General features: G+C 73.1%; 16 protein-coding genes. 13 read left to right on the top strand and 3 right to left on the bottom strand.

Annotated elements, in window-relative coordinates; genetic code table 11:
* Positions 1-67 precede the first annotated feature (67 nt).
* Together ACSMXR_RS12985 and ACSMXR_RS12980 are read right to left on the bottom strand one after the other, a co-directional pair.
* Positions 68-1,831: an ABC transporter ATP-binding protein gene (locus tag ACSMXR_RS12985; protein ID WP_473171913.1), complete on the bottom strand. Its 1,764-nt coding sequence runs from the start codon at positions 1,829-1,831 to the stop codon at positions 68-70.
* Positions 1,828-3,546, bottom strand: coding sequence for an ABC transporter transmembrane domain-containing protein (locus ACSMXR_RS12980; RefSeq protein WP_473171912.1), 1,719 nt, complete (start codon positions 3,544-3,546; stop codon positions 1,828-1,830). The genes ACSMXR_RS12985 and ACSMXR_RS12980 overlap by 4 nt, the downstream gene beginning before the upstream one ends.
* An 81-nt stretch (positions 3,547-3,627) precedes the next feature.
* Here ACSMXR_RS12980 and ACSMXR_RS12975 point away from each other — a divergent pair, with 81 nt between their 5' ends.
* From ACSMXR_RS12975 to ACSMXR_RS12920, 12 genes are all read left to right on the top strand, one after another.
* Complete coding sequence (locus ACSMXR_RS12975; protein WP_473171911.1) at positions 3,628-4,536, top strand: AraC family transcriptional regulator; 909 nt, start codon at positions 3,628-3,630, stop codon at positions 4,534-4,536.
* Between the two features lie 152 nt (positions 4,537-4,688).
* Positions 4,689-5,720 carry an ABC transporter substrate-binding protein gene (locus ACSMXR_RS12970; protein WP_137233660.1) on the top strand — a complete coding sequence of 344 codons (1,032 nt, stop codon included), beginning with the start codon at positions 4,689-4,691 and terminating at the stop codon, positions 5,718-5,720.
* Positions 5,717-6,595 (top strand): siderophore-interacting protein, encoded by an 879-nt coding sequence (locus tag ACSMXR_RS12965; protein WP_218526242.1) that lies wholly within the window; start codon positions 5,717-5,719, stop codon positions 6,593-6,595. The genes ACSMXR_RS12970 and ACSMXR_RS12965 overlap by 4 nt, the downstream gene beginning before the upstream one ends.
* Complete coding sequence (locus ACSMXR_RS12960) at positions 6,592-7,665, top strand: iron chelate uptake ABC transporter family permease subunit (RefSeq protein ID WP_137233662.1); 1,074 nt, start codon at positions 6,592-6,594, stop codon at positions 7,663-7,665. Before ACSMXR_RS12965 ends, ACSMXR_RS12960 begins: the two co-directional genes overlap by 4 nt.
* Complete coding sequence (locus ACSMXR_RS12955) at positions 7,662-8,735, top strand: FecCD family ABC transporter permease (protein WP_473171910.1); 1,074 nt, start codon at positions 7,662-7,664, stop codon at positions 8,733-8,735. Before ACSMXR_RS12960 ends, ACSMXR_RS12955 begins: the two co-directional genes overlap by 4 nt.
* Positions 8,736-8,764: 29 nt before the next feature.
* Positions 8,765-9,619, top strand: a complete 855-nt coding sequence (locus tag ACSMXR_RS12950) for an ABC transporter ATP-binding protein (RefSeq protein ID WP_137233774.1) — start codon at positions 8,765-8,767, stop codon at positions 9,617-9,619.
* Between the two features lie 447 nt (positions 9,620-10,066).
* Positions 10,067-10,750, top strand: a complete 684-nt coding sequence (locus tag ACSMXR_RS12945; protein WP_473171909.1) for a hypothetical protein — start codon at positions 10,067-10,069, stop codon at positions 10,748-10,750.
* Between the two features lie 87 nt (positions 10,751-10,837).
* Positions 10,838-12,994: a bifunctional polysaccharide deacetylase/glycosyltransferase family 2 protein gene (locus ACSMXR_RS12940; protein ID WP_473171908.1), complete on the top strand. Its 2,157-nt coding sequence runs from the start codon at positions 10,838-10,840 to the stop codon at positions 12,992-12,994.
* Complete coding sequence (locus ACSMXR_RS12935) at positions 12,991-14,178, top strand: acyltransferase family protein (protein WP_473171907.1); 1,188 nt, start codon at positions 12,991-12,993, stop codon at positions 14,176-14,178. Before ACSMXR_RS12940 ends, ACSMXR_RS12935 begins: the two co-directional genes overlap by 4 nt.
* Before the next feature lie 131 nt (positions 14,179-14,309).
* A complete protein-coding gene (locus ACSMXR_RS12930; protein WP_364890909.1) occupies positions 14,310-15,641 on the top strand; it encodes a nitrate/nitrite transporter in 1,332 nt (443 codons plus the stop codon).
* A 141-nt stretch (positions 15,642-15,782) separates the two neighbouring features.
* A complete protein-coding gene (locus ACSMXR_RS12925; protein WP_137233668.1) occupies positions 15,783-16,925 on the top strand; it encodes a uroporphyrinogen-III synthase in 1,143 nt (380 codons plus the stop codon).
* 118 nt (positions 16,926-17,043) lie between these two features.
* Positions 17,044-17,607: a GNAT family N-acetyltransferase gene (locus tag ACSMXR_RS12920; RefSeq protein WP_473171906.1), complete on the top strand. Its 564-nt coding sequence runs from the start codon at positions 17,044-17,046 to the stop codon at positions 17,605-17,607.
* Here the strand turns inward: ACSMXR_RS12920 and ACSMXR_RS12915 are convergent.
* Positions 17,540-18,184, bottom strand: coding sequence for a GNAT family N-acetyltransferase (locus ACSMXR_RS12915; protein WP_473171905.1), 645 nt, complete (start codon positions 18,182-18,184; stop codon positions 17,540-17,542). The genes ACSMXR_RS12920 and ACSMXR_RS12915 overlap by 68 nt on opposite strands.
* Positions 18,185-18,289: 105 nt before the next feature.
* On the opposite strand from ACSMXR_RS12915, the gene ACSMXR_RS12910 reads away from it, so the two are divergent.
* A complete protein-coding gene (locus tag ACSMXR_RS12910) occupies positions 18,290-18,952 on the top strand; it encodes a CGNR zinc finger domain-containing protein (RefSeq protein WP_218526249.1) in 663 nt (220 codons plus the stop codon).
* Positions 18,953-19,004: the final 52 nt, after the last annotated feature.

Below are 19,004 nucleotides of genomic sequence, written 5' to 3'. Positions count from 1 at the left end.
TCCGCCCCGCGAGTTCACTCGCGGGGCGGAGGCTTTTTCGTGTGCCCGGCGACCGGCCGCCCCCGGGTCACCGCGCGCGGTTCCACGCCTCCCAGAGCCGGGCGTACGGGCCTTCGGCGGCGGCCAGTTCCGTGTGCGTGCCGGACTGGACGATCCGCCCGGCGTCCATGACCACGATCCGGTCGGCACGGGCGGCCTGGCTCAGACGGTGGGCGATCACCACGCCCGTACGGCCCGCGAGGGCGGCCGCCGCGGCGTTCTCCAGCAGCTCCGCCTCGCCGGTCCCGGCCTCCGCCGTCGCCTCGTCGAGCAGGGCCACCCCCGGGTCCGCGAGGGCGAGCCGGAGCAGGGCGAGGTGCTGGGCGCGGGCGGCGGTGAGAGCGTGGCCGCCCGCCCCGACCCGGGTGCCGATCCCCTCGGGCAGCGCGTCGAGCCACTCCGTCGCGCCCAGGCGGGCGGCGGCCGCGCGGATGCCGGTGTCGGTCGCCTCGGGCGCGAAGAGGCGGAGGTCCTCCGCGACCGTGCCGTCGAAGACATGCACCTCCTGGCTGACCAGGACGATCCGGCGGCGCAGCGTGTCCACGGGGAGGTCCGCGACCGGGACGCCGTCCAGCAGGACCCGGCCGGAGTCGGCGGGCAGGACGCCGGCGAGGATCTTGGCGAGCGTGGTCTTCCCCGCCCCGCTCGCTCCCACCACCGCGACGGTCTCGCCCGGCTCCACGGTGAGGGAGACCGCGTCGAGCGCCCGGCGGCCGCTGCCGTGCTCGTAGGCGTACGAGACCTGGTCCAGGACGATCCGGCCGGGCGCGGGCGGTGTCCGTGGTGCCGGGACGCTCCCGTGGTGCGCGGGCGCGGGCAGCGAGAGGATGCCGGTCAGCCGGGCCAGACCCGCCCCCGCGTCCTGGAGTTCGTCGACGCCTGAGAGCAGGACGCCGATGGGGTCGAACAGCCGGTGGAAGTAGAGCGCGGCGGCCGTGGCCGCGCCCAGCGTCACCGCGCCCCCGCCCACCAGGTGGTAGCCGGTGGCCAGGACGGCGGCGAGACCGATGAACTCCGCGAGGTTCAGGAGCCCGTAGAACGTGGTGCGCAGCCGCACCGCCCGCAGCTCGAAGCCGATGGCGTGCTCGGACGACGCGGCCACCGCCGCCGTGTGGCGGTCCTGGGCGCGCAGGGCGGCCACCGTGTCCGCGCCGGTCAGGCTCTCGACGACGCACTGGCCGCGCGCCGCCTCGGCCTGCCGGGCCGCCCGGTAGACGGGGCCGGAGCGGGCGAGGAAGCGGCGCAGCGCGAGGTACTGGACCGGGGTCGCGACCAGCACCGCGAGCGCGAACCGTACGTCGATCGCCCCGATGCCGACGAGTGTCAGGGCGATCGTGAAGAGGGCCGACACGGTGGCCGGGAGGACTTTCCCGATCACCGTGTTGACGGCCTCGGCGTCGCCCGCGACCCGGGAGACCAGATCGCCGCTGCCCGCCCGCTCCAGTACGGAGGCGGGCTGGGCGACCGCCGTGGCGAAGACGTCCTCGCGCAGCCCGGCCAGGGTGTCCTGCGCGGTCCGGGCCAGCAGCAACTGCCCCCACCAGCCGAGCGCGACGCCCGCGCCCGTGGCCGCGACGATGCCCGCGGCGGGCCGCAGCAGACCGGACCAGGGGCGGCCGTCGGCCACGGCGTCGACCATCGTGCCCAGCAGGGCCGGTACGGCGAGGGCGCAGGCCGTCGCGGCGAGCAGCACCAGGACCGTGGCGGCCAGCCGGACGCGGTGCCGGGCGAGCAGCCGCAGGGTCGTGCGGGCGGTGTCCCGGGGAGAGGCGACGGGGAGCGGGGAGGTCATCGGGTGGCCTTCGTCGTGGCGGGTTCCGGTGCCGTGGCCGTGCTCGGCGTCAGGTCGTGGACCCGGTGGCAGGCGCTGAGCAGGGTCGGGCTGGTGGTGATCAGGACGACGGTCCGGCCGCTCGCGCGCAGGGCCCGTGCGATGCGGTCCTCGGTGACGCTGTCCACCGACGTCGTCGGTTCGTGCAGGACCAGCACCGGCTGCGGCTGGTGCAACGCCCGGGCCAGGAGCAGGCGTTGGCGCTGTCCGCCGGAGAGGAGGCGGCCCTCTTCGCCGACCTGGGCGCCGAGTCCGCCGGTGAGGTGGGTGAGCACGTCGTCCAGGCCGGACGCGGCGGTGGCCCGGGCGCTCACCCCGTCCGCGAACAGGTTCTCCGCGACCGTCCCGGTGAAGACGGACGCGTCGTGCGGCGGTGCGTAGACGATGCGGCGCACGTCGTCGGGGGAGAGGGCGGCGGCGTCGCGGGCCGGAGGGAGCTCGGGCCACATGCTTTTATTCGTGTGTGTGCAGGTCGTGGGCGCCCGCACGGCGTACTGCCCCGGCTCCGGCGTCCGGCGGCACGCGGCGACGGCCGCCAGCTCCTCGGCCACGCTTCCGGCGGCCCGGACGCCGATCAGCTCGCCGGGCCGGGCGGTGATCGTGACCCGGCCGTACCGGAGGGCGAACAGGGCGTCGGAGGGCAAGAGTTCGCCGGACACCGGCTGCTGTCGTGTCACCCGGTGCGGCTCGGCCAGCAGTTCCGCCAGCCGTCGCGCCGAGCCGCGCTTGGAGGCGAGGGAGGCGCCGAAGAAGCCGAGCGTCCGCATCGGTCCCGCGACGACCTGGGCGAGCCCGATCGCCGCGACGAACTCGCCGACGCTTAGGCGCCCTTCGAGCGCGTGCCAGGCCGCCAGCAGGGCGATCCCGGCCAGGAAGGCGCCGGAGACCGCCGAGTTGAGCGCCGTGAGCCCGGCGAGCGAGCGGACCCGGCGCAGCGCGGCCGCCATCGAGTCCCGGCTCGCCCGCCGGTAGCGCAGGGAGGCCGCCCGCTCCGCGCCGAAGCCCTTGAGGACCCGGACCCCGGCCGTGAGGTCCGTGGCCAGGGCCCCGGCGCGGGCGGCCTCGCGCTGTTCGGCGTACACCCGTCGGTCCAGCGGACCGCTCAGCAGCTGGAGCACGACCAGTTGGACGGCCGTCGCCGCGAGGACGACGGCGGCCAGCTGCCAGGAGATCAGCAGCAGCGAGACGGCGGCGGTGAGCAGCCCCGCCAGCGCCGCGCCCTGTTCGGCGATCAGCCAGGAGACGCCGGAGACGTTGGACGCGTCGGAGGTGGCGATGGTCAGCACCTCGCCGGGCGGCCGGCGGGCGGCCATGCCCCGGGGGTGCAGCGCCCGGCCCGTCGCCAGCAGGCGCAGCTCGTGCTCCCCGTAGGCGTACACCCCGGTGGTGAGGCGGGAGCCGGTGCGCCAGCAGAGGATCAGCACCGCGAACAGGGCGGCCAGCGCGCCGAGCAGGCCCAGCAGCGCGCCCGGGTCGCTCCGGCCGATCGCCCGGTCGACGACCAGGCCGAGCAGGACCGGTACGAGCGCCTCCGCCACCTGATGGCCGGCGAACCCGGCCCCGGCGACGGCCAGCCGGACGCCCCGGCCCGAGCCGGAGAAGGCCAGGCGCACCAGGGCGGCGGGCGGGGGAGCGGCGGGGACGCCGGGGCGCGGGGTGCGGTCGGGAGCGGTCACCGCCTCACGCTAGGAACGGCGTCGCGCTGGCCACAAGAAGGTATCGTGACAGGTTATGACGGTAAGACGACAGGTGTTCCCGTGACGGCGAGCGTGACGGCGAAGGGGCTGGTGAAGGGCGTGACGGCGAAGCGGCAGGCGTCCCGTGAGAGCTCCGCCGTGCGGCTCTGGGGCGCGCCGACCCTGGAGCGGGACGAGTGGACCGCGTCCGTGGAGACGGACGAGCCCAAGGTCGAGGAGCGCTGGCTGCTGACGACCGGGACCTTCCCCACGCCCGAGCCCACCGAGTGGGCGACGACCGCCCATCAGGAGCATGAACTGCTCTGGTCCACCACGGGCAATGTCACCGTGGAGGCCGCCGGGCAGCTGTGGCTGGTGCCGCCGAGCCTCGGGATCTGGCTGCCGGCCGGCACCCCGCACCGGGTCCGGGCGAGCGCGGGGGCCGTCACGTACGCCACCTTCCTGAGTCCGGAGCTGGTGGCGGTCGACTGGGCGACCGTCGTCGGCATCCCGATGAGCCGGCTGCTGCGGGAGCTGCTGCTGCACAACCAGAACGAGGAGATGTCCGCCGAGGCGCGGCTGCGGCTCCAGCGGGTCGGGGTGGATCTGATCCGGCCGGTGCGGGCCGTCTCGCTCGACATCCCGCTGCCGAAGACGCCGGAGCTGCTCACGATCGCCGAGCGGATCATCGCGGATCCGGCCGACGACCGGACCACCGAGGAGTGGGCCCGGATGATCGGGCTGAGCGGGCGGACGCTGATGCGGTGGTTCCAGCGCGACACCGGGGTGAGCCTGACGCAGTGGCGCATTCTCGTCCGTGTCCGCTCCGCGCTCATCGACATCGCCGCGGGCAAGCCGGTCGTGGCCGTCTCGCGGCGGCTCGGCTATGCCAACCCCAGTACGTTCATCGATCTCTTCCGGCAGGTCACCGGCCATACGCCCGCCGCGTACTTCCGCTCGGTGAACGGGGTGGGCGAGCCGGGTCTGTGAGCCCGGCCGTGCGGCCGTGCGTGTCGTGAAACCGGAACAGCGTGTCGCCATACCCTCATGGGAACTGAGGTAACTTCCTTAGGTAAGCCTGCCCTAACCGATCCGTTCCGGCCATGTCCCGGCCGCCGGACAGGGGTTCCTGAAGGAGTCCGATGACACGCCCCCGTACCTCCGCCGCCCTGCCGTCCCGCAGACGCCTGATCGCCGTGGCCGCCACGAGCCTCGTCGCCGTGCTGGGCGTCAGCTCCTGTTCCGCGAGCGGCACGGACGCGAAGGGAGCGGGCGCGGGCAAGGGCTCCGCCACCCGCACGGTCACCGACATCGCGGGCAAGGTCGAGGTCCCCGCCGAGCCGAAGCGGATCGTCTCCGTCGACTTCTACTCGCCCGCGACCCTCGTCGACCTTGGCGTGAAGCCCGTCGGCGTCGTCGAGGGCTTCGACAGCGACGACCCGGACCTGCGCCCCCAGCGCTACCACGACGCCCTCAAGGCCACCCCCACCATCGGGACGTACTACGAGCTCAACATCGAGGCCGTCGCCCAGCAGAACCCCGACCTGATCTTCGCCGAGACCCGCTTCCTCCGTAAGGGCGAGCTGAAGCGGCTCCAGGGCATCGCCCCCGTCGTCCAGCTCGACGCGGCGGGCGTCGGGGCGTGGAAGGAGCGGACCCTGATGATCGGGGCCGCCATCGGCAAGTCCGCCGAGATCAAGAAGCAGGCCGACGTCTTCGACAAGAAGGCCGACGAGCTGAGGACGAAGTACGCGGACGTCCTGGAGAACAACAAGATCGCGGTCTTCGCCTACGGCCAGGACAAGACGACCTGGGGCACCTACCCCGCCGGGCACTTCTACGTGCCGGCCTGGGACGCGGTCGGCGCGAAGTTCCGCCCCTTCACCGAGGGTGAGCACAAGGGCGTGGAGGGCTCCGTCAGCGAATGGCTCTCGCTGGAGCAGATCGGCAAGCTCGACAACGCCGACATCCTCATCCACTCCTACGGGGCGAAGGACTTCGTCGACGAGACGCTCGCCGGGAACACCGTGTGGAAGAACCTCCCCGCCGTGAAGAACGGCATGGTCTTCCGCAACATCCCCGCGTCCGTCGTCTCCTCCTTCGAGTGGGGCACCGAGAGCCTGGACGCCCTGGACGGCGTCCTCGCCCGGATCAGTGAGAAGGCCCGCTCATGACCGCCGCCTATGTGATCGCCGAAGTCGCCCGCGTTACGCCGCTGTCGCCCGGCATGGTCCGGCTGACCTTCCACAGCGAGAGCCTGCGCGACTACCCCTCGACCCGGGTCGGCGACGAGTACGTCCGGCTGCACTTCCCGCCCGAGGACGGCGAGCTGGTGCTGCCCGAGGTCGACGAGGACGGCGACTGGCACTACCCCGACGGGCAGTACCCGCACATCCAGCCCTACACCCTGCGCCGCTTCGACCCGGAGGCCGCCGAGGTCGACATCGACTTCGTGCTGCACGGGCACGGCCGGGCCACCGGCTGGGCGGCCAAGGCCGTCCCCGGCGACCGGCTCCTCTTCGGCCCGCCGCGCTCCCTGTACGAGGCCCCGGGCGAGGCCGCCCGGCAGGTCTTCGTCACCGACGCCACCGGGCTGCCCGCCCTCGGCCGCCTCCTGGAACAGCTCGACCCGGCGACGCACGCCGTCGCCGTCGTCGAGATCGCCGACGCCTCCCACCGCATCGAACTCACCAGCCCCGCCCGCCTGGACGTGCGCTGGGTGGCCGGCCGGGGCAACGGCGTCGGCCCCAGCGCCATCACCGAGATCCTGCGCGGCCTCGAACTCGCGCCCGGCACCTATGTCTGGGTGGCCGGCGAGTCCGGCGAACTGCGCGGCGCCCGCCGCTATCTGCGCCACGAACTGAAGCACCCCGCCGCCTGGTACAAGGTCATCGGCTACTGGCGTCACCAGCAGGAGGAGTGGCTGGAGAAGTACCGGGCCCTCGACGCCGCGACCATGGCCGAGCTCAACGGCGTCTGGGACCGCACCGAGGACGAGGAACTCCGCCTCGACCTGTACGAGGCGGGGCTGGAGCGGCTCGGGCTATGACGACCACCGCCGCCGCCCCGGTCGCGGTACGGGCCGGGGCCGCCGGGCGCGAGGCGCGCCCCGGGCTCGTCCGCACCAACGCCGGGCGGGCCCTCGGGCTGCTCCTCGCGCTCGCCGTCCTCGTCCTGGTCCTCGCCGCGAGCCTGGCCGTCGGCGCCAAGTCCGTCCCGCTGCCCGACGTCTGGTCCGCCCTGACCGCGCCCGACGGCTCCGAGCACGCCTTCATCGTGCGCGAACTGCGGGTGCCGCGCGCCCTGCTCGCGCTCACCGCCGGGGCGGCCCTCGGGGTCTCCGGCGCGCTCATCCAGGCGCTGACCCGCAACCCGCTGGCCGACCCCGGGATCCTCGGGGTCAACGCGGGCGCCGGGTTCGCCGTGACGATCGGGGTCGGCTTCCTCGGCCTCTCCTCGATCACCGCCTACCTGTGGCTCTCGTTCGCCGGGGCGATCCTCGTCACCGCCCTCGTGTACGTCATCGGCTCGGCCGGGCAGGGCGGCGGCACCCCGATCCGGCTGACGCTGGTCGGCGTCGCCATCGGCGCGGTCCTCGCCGGGATCTCCTCGGCGATCACGCTGCTGAAGCCGGACGCCTTCGTGAAACTGGTCGGCTGGTCCGCCGGTTCGCTCGCCGGGCGGGACTGGAACATCCTGTTCACCGTCCTGCCCTTCATCGGGGCGGGGCTGCTGCTCGCCCTGCTCGTGGCGCGCCCGCTGAACGCGGTCGCCCTCGGCGACGACCTCGCCCGGTCCCTCGGCGCGGACATCGTCCGCACCCGGCTGCTGGTGATCCTCTCGGTGACCCTGCTGGCCGGGGCCGCCACCGCCGCCGCCGGACCGATCGGCTTCGTCGGGCTGATGGTCCCGCACGTGGCCCGCTGGTTCATCGGACCCGACCAGCGCTGGATCATCCCGTACACCGCGATCTGCTCGCCCCTGCTGCTGATCGTCGCCGATGTCCTCGGCCGGGTCGTGCTGTCCCCGCAGGAGCTCCAGGCGGGCATCGTCACCGCGTTCGTCGGCGCGCCCGTCCTGATCCTGCTCGTCCGCCGCAAGAAGGTGAGCGGCCTGTGAGCCCGACCCCCGCACCCGTGCTCCACAAGGTCGACTTCGGGCGGCCCACCCTCGTCGCCCGCGGCCCCCGCTGGTCGCTGCGCCTGGATGTGCGCACCGCCGTCAGCTGCGCGGTGTTCCTGCTGCTCACCCTCGCCGTCCTGGTGGCCACCCTGGCCTACGGTACGTACGAGATCCCGCTGCCCGACGTCGTCCGGGCGCTGTACGGCGAGGGCCCGGCGGGCACCCGTACGGTCGTCGTCGAATGGCGGCTGCCCCGGGCCCTGCTCGCGGTGCTGCTCGGCGCGGCCCTCGCGGTCTCCGGGGCGATCTTCCAGTCGGTCACCCGCAACCCGCTCGGCTCGCCCGACATCATCGGCTTCTCCTCCGGCTCGTACACCGGGGCGCTCGTCGTGATGCTGCTGACCGGCGGCGGCTACTACCAGGTGGCCGCCGGATCGCTGACCGGCGGAATCCTCACGGCGTTCGTGGTCTTCCTGCTCGCCTACCGCCGGGGCGCCGCCCAGGGGTTCCGGCTGATCATCGTCGGCATCGCGGTCTCCGCCATGCTCGGGGCGTTCAACACCTGGCTGGTGCTCCGGGCGGACATCCAGGACGTGATGCTCTCCGCGGTCTGGGGCGCGGGCTCCCTCAACAGCCTCGGCTACGACCAGCTCTGGCCCGTCCTCGCCCTCCTCGCGCTGCTGATCCCGCCCGCCCTGGCCTGCGGTCCGGCCCTGCGCCGGCTGGAGCTCGGCGACGACGCGGCCGCCGCCCTCGGCACCCGTACGGAGGCGGTACGGCTGGTCCTGGTGGTGCTCGGCGTCGGGCTGATCGCCCTGGTCACCGCCGCCGCCGGGCCGATCGCCTTCATCGCGCTGGTCGCCCCGCAGATCGCCCGCCGGATCACCCGGGGCTCCTCGGTGGCCCTGGGGCCGTCCGCGGTGCTCGGCGCGTTCCTGCTGGCGCTCGCCGATCTGGTGGGGCAGCGGCTGTTCGCCCCCGTCCAGCTGCCCGTCGGCATCGTGACCGTGTCGATCGGCGGCCTCTACTTCGTCTGGCTGCTCGTCCGCGAAGCCCGCCGCACATGAGCCCCTCCACCGAGAAGGACCGCACCGCCATGACCCAGCTCCACGACGCACCCGTGGCCGAGACCACTTCCGCCGCCCGGCTGCGGGCCGACGGCATCACCATCGGCTACGACCGCCGCACCATCTCGCACGACCTCTCCGTGGAGATCCCGGACGGTTCCTTCACCGTGATCGTCGGCCCGAACGCCTGCGGCAAGTCCACGCTCCTGCGCGGCCTGTCGAAACTGCTGCGCCCCAGCACCGGGCAGGTGATCCTGGACGGCCGGGCGATCACCTCGTACAAGTCCAAGGAAGTGGCCCGCAGGCTGGGCCTGTTGCCGCAGACCTCGCTCGCCCCCGACGGCATCACCGTCGCCGACCTGATCGCGCGCGGCCGTCATCCGCACCAGAAGCTGATCAAGCAGTGGTCGCGGGAGGACGAGGAGGCGGTGCTCCGGGCGATGGCGGAGACCAGCGTCGCCGAACTCTCCGGCCGGCCGGTCGACGAGCTGTCCGGCGGGCAGCGCCAGCGGGTCTGGGTGGCGATGGTGCTGGCCCAGGAGACCCCGCTGCTGCTCCTCGACGAGCCGACGACCTTCCTGGACATCGCCCACCAGATCGAGCTGCTGGAGCTGTTCCGGCGGCTCAACCGGGAGGGCCGCACCCTCGTCGCCGTGCTGCACGACCTGAACCAGGCCGCCCGCTACGGCACCCATGTCATCGCGATGAAGGACGGGGCGGTCGTCGCGGAGGGGCCGCCCGCCGACCTGATCACCGAGGAGCTCGTCGAGGACGTGTTCGCGCTGCCCTGCCGGGTCATCGAGGATCCCGTCTCGCACAGCCCCCTCGTCATACCGCTCGGCTCGCTCGCCGCCGAACCTTCCCCGGGCCCGCGCCCGCACTGACGAGGAGGCGTGGCCGAATTCCGGTGGGTCATTGCGCCAGGTGGGACGGCTCGTGCCGGGCGTCGTCGGCCTTCGGTCGCGGCCCGGACCGTTGCCGCGCCCACCGGCCGGTCCGGTTCCGTTTCCATACCGGCGCGTTGTCGCCGCACCGGTCCCGACCGGCCCGGCGACAACGCGCCGCAAAACCCTACTGACCAGTTGGCACTTGCCGATGGCCGACCGGTCCCGCCGTCCGGCCGGTGGTCGCTTCGGGGCGATCCGTCACCGATGCGCAACCGTTCCTGATCAACTCCGTTCAGGGGCACTTGGGCGTCAATGTCGTGCGCTACATTCATCGTCCGGGTGCATGTACGCCAGGTTCTTGGACGGGTGGGGACCCAGTCCGACAGTAAAGAACCAGTCAAATTCGGTGTGCCCGATTCTTTGAGTGGGGGATGGGCTGCACCTGTGGACAATTGGCGCGAAGGCAAGAGAACCGGGCATACGCATGAGCCCAACGACGCGACGATCCAGCTCGACGGACTGGGCCGTCAACTCGCCGAACTGCCCGGCGAGCCCACCCCGCCGGACGGCTCCGACGGCCCCGTCTTCGTCGACGAGAGCGGCCGCCGCAGCAAGACCTTCCGGCGCCTCGGCTGGATCCTGGCCGCTGTCTGCGCCGCCTACGCCGTGACGCTGGTCTTCGCCGTCCTCGGCGGAAACTCCAGCGCCCCCTGGCTGCCCCTGTCCGAGCCCAAGGAGGAGACGCAGGCGGAGCAGGTCGAGGAGGTGCCCGCACCCGGCGACGCCGCCGACGACCCGTCCGACGACGCCCCGGAGCCGGGACCCGGGGCCTCCGGCTCCGCGACGCCCGGTGCGTCCGGCGCCCCCGACGGCGCGACCCCGTCGGCCACCTCCGTACTCGTGCCCGCCGGATCGGCGAACCGCCCCTCCGCGTCCACGTCGGCGGACCCGTCCCGTACCACCGGGGGAGGCGGTACGGGCGGGGCCACGAAACCGGCCCCCGCCGCCTCGACCGCCAAACCGCCGGTCGACCCCACGCAGCCGCCGCCCGAGACGGAGCCGCCCGCTCCGACGACGCCGCCCGCCGAGACCCCCGAACCACCGGTGCAAGAAGAGAGCGCCCCGTAAATGAACTCCCCCGCCACGCGGGGCAGGAACGGCAAGGTCAGCAGGAAGAGGAAGGCGCCACGCGGCCGGAGCCGGCTCAGGCTCCCCATGCGCTACCTCCTGCCGACGACGTTCCTCGTCGCCCTGCTCGCGATGCTGATGCTGCGCGGATACGTGCACAGCGAGATCCTCGCCGACCACCGGGTCCGCGACGCCGACTCCCACACCCGGGTGCCGAAGGACGTCCGCTCCGGCGGGCCCGTCATCGACGCCCGCTCCGGCGACCCCGAGACCCTGCGCATACCCGACCACCGGATCGTCCTGACCTTCGACGACGGGCCGGACCCGGTGTGGACGCCGAAGGTGCTCGACAAGCTGAAGGAGTACGACGCCCACGGCGTCTTCTTCGTCACCGGCAACATGGCCGCCCGCTACCCCGGGCTGGTCGAGCGGATGGTCGCCGAGGGCCACGAGATCGGGCTGCACACCTTCAACCACCCCGACCTCTCCTACCAGTCCACCGAGCGCATCGACTGGGAGCTGTCGCAGAACCAGCTGGCGCTGGCGGGCGCGGCTGGCATCCGTACCTCGATCTTCCGGCCGCCGTACTCCTCCTTCTCGTACGCCATGGACAACAAGTCCTGGCCGGTCACGGAGTACATCGGCAGCCGCGGCTACCTCACCGTCGTCAACGACACCGACAGCGAGGACTGGAAGCGCCCCGGCGTCCGCGCCATCGTCGAGCGGGCCACGCCGAAGGACGGCAAGGGCGCCATCATCCTGATGCACGACTCCGGCGGCGACCGCTCGCAGACCGTGGCCGCGCTCGACACCCTGCTGCCGGACCTCAAGAAGCAGGGCTACACCTTCACCCGGCTCACCACCGCCCTGGACGCCCCCAGCGCCCACACCCCGGTCACCGGGTTCGCGCTGTGGAAGGGCAAGGCGTTCGTCTCCGCCGTCGCCGTGTCCGAGCGGATCACCGGCGTCCTGGTCGTCGGGCTCGCCGTGATCGGCGTCCTGGTGCTGGCCCGCTTCGGGCTGATGCTGCTGCTCTCCTTCCTGCACGCCCGCAAGGTCCGCCGCAGGAACTTCAGCTGGGGCGCGCCCGTCACCCGCCCGGTCTCCGTCCTCGTCCCCGCGTACAACGAACGGGAGTGCATCGAGGCCACCGTGCGCTCCCTCGTCGCGAGCGAGCACCCGATCGAGATCATCGTCATCGACGACGGCTCCACCGACGGCACCGCCGACCTCGTCGAGGCCATGCGGCTGCCCCGCGTACGGGTCGTGCGCCAGCAGAACGCGGGCAAACCCGCCGCCCTCAACAACGGCATCCGGCACGCCCGTTACGACATCGTCGTGATGATGGACGGCGACACCGTCTTCGAACCGGCCACCGTCCGCGAACTGGTCCAGCCCTTCGGCGACCCCCGGGTCGGGGCCGTCGCGGGCAACGCCAAGGTCGGCAACCGCGACTCCCTCATCGGCGCCTGGCAGCACATCGAGTACGTGATGGGCTTCAACCTGGACCGCCGGATGTACGACGTGCTCGGCTGCATGCCCACCATCCCCGGTGCCGTCGGGGCGTTCCGCCGCGAGGCCCTGGAGCGGGTCGGCGGCATGAGCGAGGACACCCTCGCCGAGGACACCGACGTCACCATGGCCCTGCACCGGGACGGCTGGCGTGTGGTCTACGCGGAGAACGCCCGCGCCTGGACCGAGGCGCCGGAGTCCGTCCAGCAGCTCTGGTCGCAGCGCTACCGGTGGTCGTACGGCACCATGCAGGCGATCTGGAAGCACCGCCGGGCCGTCATCGAACGCGGGCCGTCGGGCCGCTTCGGACGGGTCGGGCTGCCCTTCGTCTCCCTCTTCATGGTCGTCGCCCCGCTGCTCGCCCCGCTGATCGACGTGTTCCTGCTGTACGGGCTGGTCTTCGGGCCGACCGGCAAGACCGTCGCCGCCTGGTTCGGCGTTCTGGTGGTCCAGGCGGTCTGCGCCGCGTACGCGTTCCGGCTGGACCGGGAACGCATGACGCACCTGATCTCGCTGCCGCTCCAGCAGATCCTCTACCGCCAGCTCATGTACGTCGTGCTGCTCCAGTCCTGGATCACCGCGCTCACCGGCGGCCGGCTGCGCTGGCAGAAGCTCCGCCGCACCGGCGCGGTGGAGGCCCCCGGCGGCTCGTCCGCCCAGCGCCCCCGGCAGGCCCAGGACGCCGGGCCGGCCGTCAGCGGTGACAGCACGGACCGGAGGCCCTACGTATGACCGCCCCGCCCTTTCCCCGGGCCACCGCCCCGCACCCCACGGTCCCGCCGCCCGCCCCGGCGGAGCCCGCGAAGTCCGTGCGGCCCGGACGCGACCGGTACTTCGACCTCCTGCGGGCCCTCGCCCTCTTCCGGGTCGTCCTCTACCACCTGACCGGCTGGGCCTGGCTGCCCATCGTCTTCCCCTCCATGGGCGTGATGTTCGCGCTGGCCGGGACGCTGATGGCCCGCTCGCTGAAGCGGCCCGCCGTCCAGGTCATCCGGGGCCGGATCCGTCGGCTGCTGCCCCCGCTGTGGCTGCTCGGCGCGATCGGCGTCACCGGCATGCTCGCCCAGGGCTGGGGCCCGGACGCCGAGGGCCACCCCGGCTGGTGGTGGCAGCACATGGCGTACTGGGTGCTGCCGCTCAGCGATCCGCCGTACGCCTACGACGTGGCGGGCATCGACGGCTTCCTCGGCGAGAGCTGGCCCGAGGAGCTGGCCGGGCCGCTCTGGTACATCCGCGCCTACCTGTGGTTCGTGCTGTTCTCGCCGCTGATCCTGCGCGGCCTGCGCAGGCTGCCCTGGCCGACGCTGCTGGCGCCGCTCGCGCTCGCCGTCGTGATGCGTCTGGAGCTGTTCTCCACCACCGACCGGCTCGACTCCGCGATCACCGACTTCTCCACCTTCGGCGCCTGCTGGGTCCTCGGCATGGCCCACCAGGAAGGCGTCCTGAAACGGCTGCCCTCCTACCTCGTACCGTCGATCGCCCCGCTCTTCGCGGGCGCGGGGCTGTGGTGGGCGAGCCACGAAGGGTTCCGCAGCGGCTTCGACCTGGACTCCATCCCGCTCGCCCAGGCCCTGTGGTCCTTCGGCTGTGTGCTGCTCCTGCTGCACTACAGCCCGTCCTGGACCGAGTGGCCGAGGCGGCTGCGGGCCTTCGACCGGCCGATCACCCTGCTCAACTCGCGAGCGGTGACCGTCTACCTCTGGCACAACGTCTGCATCCTGACCGCCGCCACCCTCTACGACCGGCTCTGGTCGGTGGACGCGCTCAGCGAGAACGTGCCCTGGCTGCTGGAGAGCTGGGTGCCCGTCCTGCTGATCACCTGGGCCCTCATCGCGCTCTGCGTCCTCGCCTTCGGCTGGGCCGAGGACCTCGCCGCCCGCCGCCGGCCGCAGCTCTGGCCGGACGGGCGGCCGTAGCGGTCCATCTCACCGGGCCGGGAACGGCCCGGTGAGAGCAAGGTTGCGCACCGGTCACCTCGCGGCACCACGCCGAAACGCGGGCTCCCTAGCGTCGGGAACAACACCCCGACCCCTTGTGGAGGCGCGTGATGGCAGGCCGTTGGATCGAGACCTGGGAGCCGGAGGACGAGACGTTCTGGCGCGAGAAGGGCGACCGCGTCGCCCGCCGCAACCTGTGGTTCTCCGTGCTCTCCGAGCACATCGGATTCTCCATCTGGACCCTGTGGTCGGTGATGGTCCTGTTCATGGGACCGGAGTACGGCGTCGACCCGGCCGGAAAGTTCTTCCTCATCTCGACCGCCACCCTCGTCGGAGCGCTGGTGCGGGTGCCGTACACCTTCGCCGTCGCCCGCTTCGGCGGCCGCAACTGGACGGTCTTCAGCGCGGTGAGCCTGCTCGTCCCGACGCTGGCCGCGTTCTGGGTGATGGAACCGGGCACCTCGTACGCCACCTTCGTCGCGGTCGCGGCGCTCACCGGGATCGGCGGCGGCAACTTCGCCTCCTCGATGACCAACATCAACGCCTTCTTCCCGCTGCGCAAGAAGGGCTGGGCGCTCGGCCTCAACGCGGGCGGCGGCAACGTCGGCGTCCCCGTCGTCCAGCTCATCGGCCTGCTCGTCATCGGCACCCTGGGCGCCTCGCACCCCCGGATCGTCCTCGGTGTGTACATCCCGCTGATCGTGCTGTCCGCCGTCTGCGCCGCCCTGTACATGGACAACCTGCGGCCCGTGAAGAACGACACCGGGGCCGCGCTGGAGGCCGTCCGCGACCCGCACACCTGGCTGATGTCGGTCCTCTACATCGGCACCTTCGGCTCGTTCATCGGCTACAGCTTCGCCTTCGGCCTGGTGCTCCAGACCCAGTTCGGCCGCACCCCGCTCCAGGCCGCCTCGCTCACCTTCATCGGCCCGCTGCTGGGCTCGCTGATCCGGCCCGTCGGGGGCAGGCTCGCCGACCGGTACGGCGGCGCGCGGATCACCCTGGCCACCTTCGCCGCGATGGCCGCCGCCACCGGCGTCGTCATCCAGGCCTCGGGAACCGCCTCGCTGCCGGTCTTCCTCACCGGCTTCACCGCCCTGTTCGTCCTGACGGGCCTCGGCAACGGATCGACGTACAAGATGATCCCCGGCATCTTCCACGCCAAGGCGCTGGCCCGGGGGCTCGACGGCGAGGCGGCCGCCGCCCACGGACGGCGGCTCTCCGGCGCGGCCATGGGCCTCATCGGGGCCGTCGGCGCGCTCGGCGGGCTGGCCATCAACCTCGCCTTCCGCCAGTCCTTCCAGACCTCCGGCACCGGAACCGCGGCCTTCTGGTCCTTCCTCGTCTTCTACGGCGTGTGTTTCACCCTCACCTGGGCGGTATACCTTCGCCGCCCCGCACCCGTGACCGCACGGGCCCAGCTCGGTTACGCGGAGGTGTGAGGGAGCCCGCAGGACGACATCCCGGAGTCGTACGACGTAACGGCCGGGAAATACGGAGGAACCGAGCCTGTCACGCACCGTTGGCAGTCTCGGGCCTCCGCACATCGCGTACCAGCGGGACACAGGAGCCGGGAACACGCCATGCAGGACGACGACACAGCGCACGGCCCCCTCGCGGGCTTCACCGTCGGGGTGACCGCCGCCCGCCGTGCCGAGGAGCTGGGCACCCTCCTCAAACGCCGCGGGGCCGCCGTCCTGCACGCCCCCGCCCTGCGGATCGTGCAGCTCGCCGACGACAGCGAACTCCTCGCCGCCACCGAGGAACTCATCGGCCACGCCCCCGACATCGCCGTCGCCACCACCGCGATCGGCTTCCGCGGCTGGATCGAGGCGGCCGACGGCTGGGGCATCGGCGACGCCCTGCTGAAGACGCTGGGCCGGGTCGAACTCCTCGCCCGGGGCCCCAAGGTCAAGGGCGCCATCCGGGCCGCCGGGCTGACCGAGACCTGGTCGCCCGGGTCCGAATCGATGGCCGAGGTCCTCGACCGGCTCCTGGCCGAAGGCGTCGCGGGACGCCGGGTCGCGCTCCAGTTGCACGGCGAACCGCTGCCCGGCTTCGTCGAGTCGCTGACGGCCGCGGGCGCCGATGTCGTCGTCGTGCCCGTCTACCGCTGGATGCCGCCGCAGGACCTCGCCCCGCTCGACCGGATGCTCGACGTCACGGCCGCCCGGGGCCTGGACGCGATCACCTTCACCAGCGCCCCCGCCGCCGCCTCCTTCCTCGGCCGCGCCGAGACCCGCGGACAGCTTCCCGAAGTCCTCGGCGCGCTGCGCGACGACGTCCTGGTCGCCTGCGTCGGACCGGTCACCGCCCTGCCGCTCCAGGCCCGGGGCGTCGACACCCTCCAGCCCGAACGCTTCCGGCTCGGCCCCCTCGTCCAGCTGATGTGCGCCCACCTTCCGGCGGCCGCCCGCATCCTGCCCGTCGCCGGACACCGCGTCGAGATCCGGGGCCACGCCGTCCTCGTCGACGACGAGCTGCGCGCGGTGCCGCCCGCGGGCATGGCCCTCCTGCACGCGCTGGCCCGCCGCCCCGGCTGGGTGGTGGCCCGCGCCGACCTGCTGCGGGCGCTGCCCGGCAGCGGCACCGACGAGCACGCGGTGGAGACCGCGATGGCCCGGCTGCGCACGGCGCTGGGCGTGCCCCGGCTGATCCAGACGGTCGTCAAACGCGGCTACCGGCTGGCGCTGGACCCGTCGGCGGACACGAAGTACGGGCGCTGAGGGGGCGTCGGCGGACACGAAGTACGGGCGCTGAGGGGGCGTCGGCGGACACGAAGTACGGGCGCTGAGGGCCCGGGGGCCGTACGGAACGCCCGGCCGTCCCGGTTAGCGTGACCGGATGACCGACCGCACCCACCTCCTCGCCCCCGACGTGACCTTCAGGCCCGCCGAACTCACCGACGCGCCCTCCTTCGCCACCGCCCTCACCCGCAACCGCGCGTACATGCGCCGCTGGGAACCCGTACGCCCCGAGACCTTCTACACCGTCGAGGGCCAGACCGCCCGGCTCACCGCGCTGCTGGCCGACCGGGACGCCGGGCGGGCCATGCCCTGGGTGCTCGCGGACGCCGACGACCAGGTGGTGGGCGCCTTCACGCTCTCCGGCATCGAGCGGGGCCCCTTCCGCAACGGCCGCCTCGGCTACTGGGTCGACGAGGGCCGCACCGGACGCGGCCTCGCCACCGCCGCCGTCCGCGCGGTCTGCGAGGCGGCCCGCGACCGGCTGGGCCTGCACCGCGTCGAGGCGGCCACCGTCACCGACAACGCCCCGTCCCAACAGGTGCTCACCAAGGCCGGGTTCGAGCGGATCGGCACCGCACCCGGCTATCTGCACATCAACGCCCGCTGGCGCGACCACCATCTGTTCCAGCGGCTTCTGCACGACGATCCGCCGGCCGGCTGAGCGTCGCCGCCGGAGCCTCACGCGTATGCACATGGCCGTCCAGCGGATAGTCGGGCGGCAGCGCCGGGATCACGCGTGCCAACGGGTATCCGCATTTCTCCGCGACCCGGCACGAGGCCTCGTTGTCCACCTGGTGCAGCAACTCCAGCCGGGTCGGGCCCTGTTCGCCGAAGTGCGTGAACGCCCAGTCGGTGAGCGCCGTCAGCGCCCGTGACGCCACGCCCCGGCCGCGCGCCGAGGCCGTCGTCCAATAGCCCACCTCCGCAAGGCCGCTCACCGGATCCGGCCGCTTCAGCACGATGTTGCCGAGCGGCTCACCGGCCCGCCCGCCCTCCGTCACGGCGAAGGCGAAGCGGGTGCCCGACGCCCACCCCGCACGCTGCGCCTCCAGCCAGTCGGCCGCCCCGTCCGGCCCGGTGACCTGGGTGTCCAGCCATCGCCGCATCGCCGGATCCTCGTACGCCCGCAGCAGCGCGGGTAGATCCTCCTCGCGCCACCGGCGCAGCCGCAACCCCGCGGAGCCGATCACGGTGCTCCCGTCGTACGGGTCCATACGTACCTCCCCCTCGTAACCCATGGCCGTCACGGTACGGGGGCGGCGGCGGGGGTTCCGGCCGGGCCCCGACAGGAGCACTCTGGGGAGGGTCGTTCCACCGGGTGACCCAAGGCGGTGAGCGGGATCATGGCAGCGGGCAGAGGTGCGCGGACATGGCGGTTCGACACGGGCCGGATCTGCCTCGATCTGGTGGCCACGGAACGTGCGGGCGGCGTGCCCGGCACCGGTGAACAGCTCGACGGGCCCGGTCACTTGGCCCAGTGGCTGACCGACGCCCGGCTCGTCCCGCCCGGCACCGCGCTGACCGCCCTGGACGACACCTGGGTGACCCGCTTCCATGAACTGCGCTCCGCCGTCAGCCGTCTGATGGCCGCTCAGCTCGGCGGGCCCGAGGCGGACGGCGCACTGGAGCGGCTCAACTCCCTGGCTTCCGGGGCGCCTCCGGGGCCGCGCGCGGTGCGCGGCGCGGACGGCGACCTGGTGCGCGCCCTGAGCTCAGCGCCCGACTGCGCGGGGCTCCTCGCCGTCGTCGCCCGGGACGCGGTCGACCTGCTCACCGACCCGGTCGCGCGGGCGGCCCTGCGCCGCTGCCAGGGCGAGGCCTGCCACCGGCTCTACCTGGACACCTCGCGCGGCGGGCGGCGGCGCTGGTGCTCCGGCGAGGTCTGCGGCAACCGCGAACGGGTCGCCCGGCACCGGCGCAGGACCTCGCGGACGACCGACGCGCACGGCCGCGAGAGACCGGGCGCGTACGGCCCGGAAAAAGAAATTCCGCCCGGCGTTGAATGAACCGGCCCCCGCCCCCGTATCGATGGTCCAAGAGCTCGTTTCAGAGGTCTCG

This window comes from Streptomyces sp. DSM 106670 (assembly GCF_055792845.1).
This window is presented reverse-complemented; position numbering and strand designations above follow the sequence as displayed.

Bases quoted from the DNA above. Each gene is read 5' to 3' on its own strand.
- ACSMXR_RS12985 (WP_473171913.1), bottom strand. From the start codon at position 1,831: ATGACCTCCCCGCTCCCCGTCGCCTCTCCCCGGGACACCGCCCGCACG.
- ACSMXR_RS12970 (WP_137233660.1), top strand. From the start codon at position 4,689: ATGACACGCCCCCGTACCTCCGCCGCCCTGCCGTCCCGCAGACGCCTG.
- ACSMXR_RS12965 (WP_218526242.1), top strand. From the start codon at position 5,717: ATGACCGCCGCCTATGTGATCGCCGAAGTCGCCCGCGTTACGCCGCTG.
- ACSMXR_RS12960 (WP_137233662.1), top strand. From the start codon at position 6,592: ATGACGACCACCGCCGCCGCCCCGGTCGCGGTACGGGCCGGGGCCGCC.
- ACSMXR_RS12950 (WP_137233774.1), top strand. From the start codon at position 8,765: ATGACCCAGCTCCACGACGCACCCGTGGCCGAGACCACTTCCGCCGCC.
- ACSMXR_RS12940 (WP_473171908.1), top strand. From the start codon at position 10,838: ATGCGCTACCTCCTGCCGACGACGTTCCTCGTCGCCCTGCTCGCGATG.
- ACSMXR_RS12935 (WP_473171907.1), top strand. From the start codon at position 12,991: ATGACCGCCCCGCCCTTTCCCCGGGCCACCGCCCCGCACCCCACGGTC.
- ACSMXR_RS12930 (WP_364890909.1), top strand. From the start codon at position 14,310: ATGGCAGGCCGTTGGATCGAGACCTGGGAGCCGGAGGACGAGACGTTC.
- ACSMXR_RS12925 (WP_137233668.1), top strand. From the start codon at position 15,783: ATGCAGGACGACGACACAGCGCACGGCCCCCTCGCGGGCTTCACCGTC.
- ACSMXR_RS12920 (WP_473171906.1), top strand. From the start codon at position 17,044: ATGACCGACCGCACCCACCTCCTCGCCCCCGACGTGACCTTCAGGCCC.
- ACSMXR_RS12915 (WP_473171905.1), bottom strand. From the start codon at position 18,184: ATGGGTTACGAGGGGGAGGTACGTATGGACCCGTACGACGGGAGCACC.
- ACSMXR_RS12910 (WP_218526249.1), top strand. From the start codon at position 18,290: ATGGCAGCGGGCAGAGGTGCGCGGACATGGCGGTTCGACACGGGCCGG.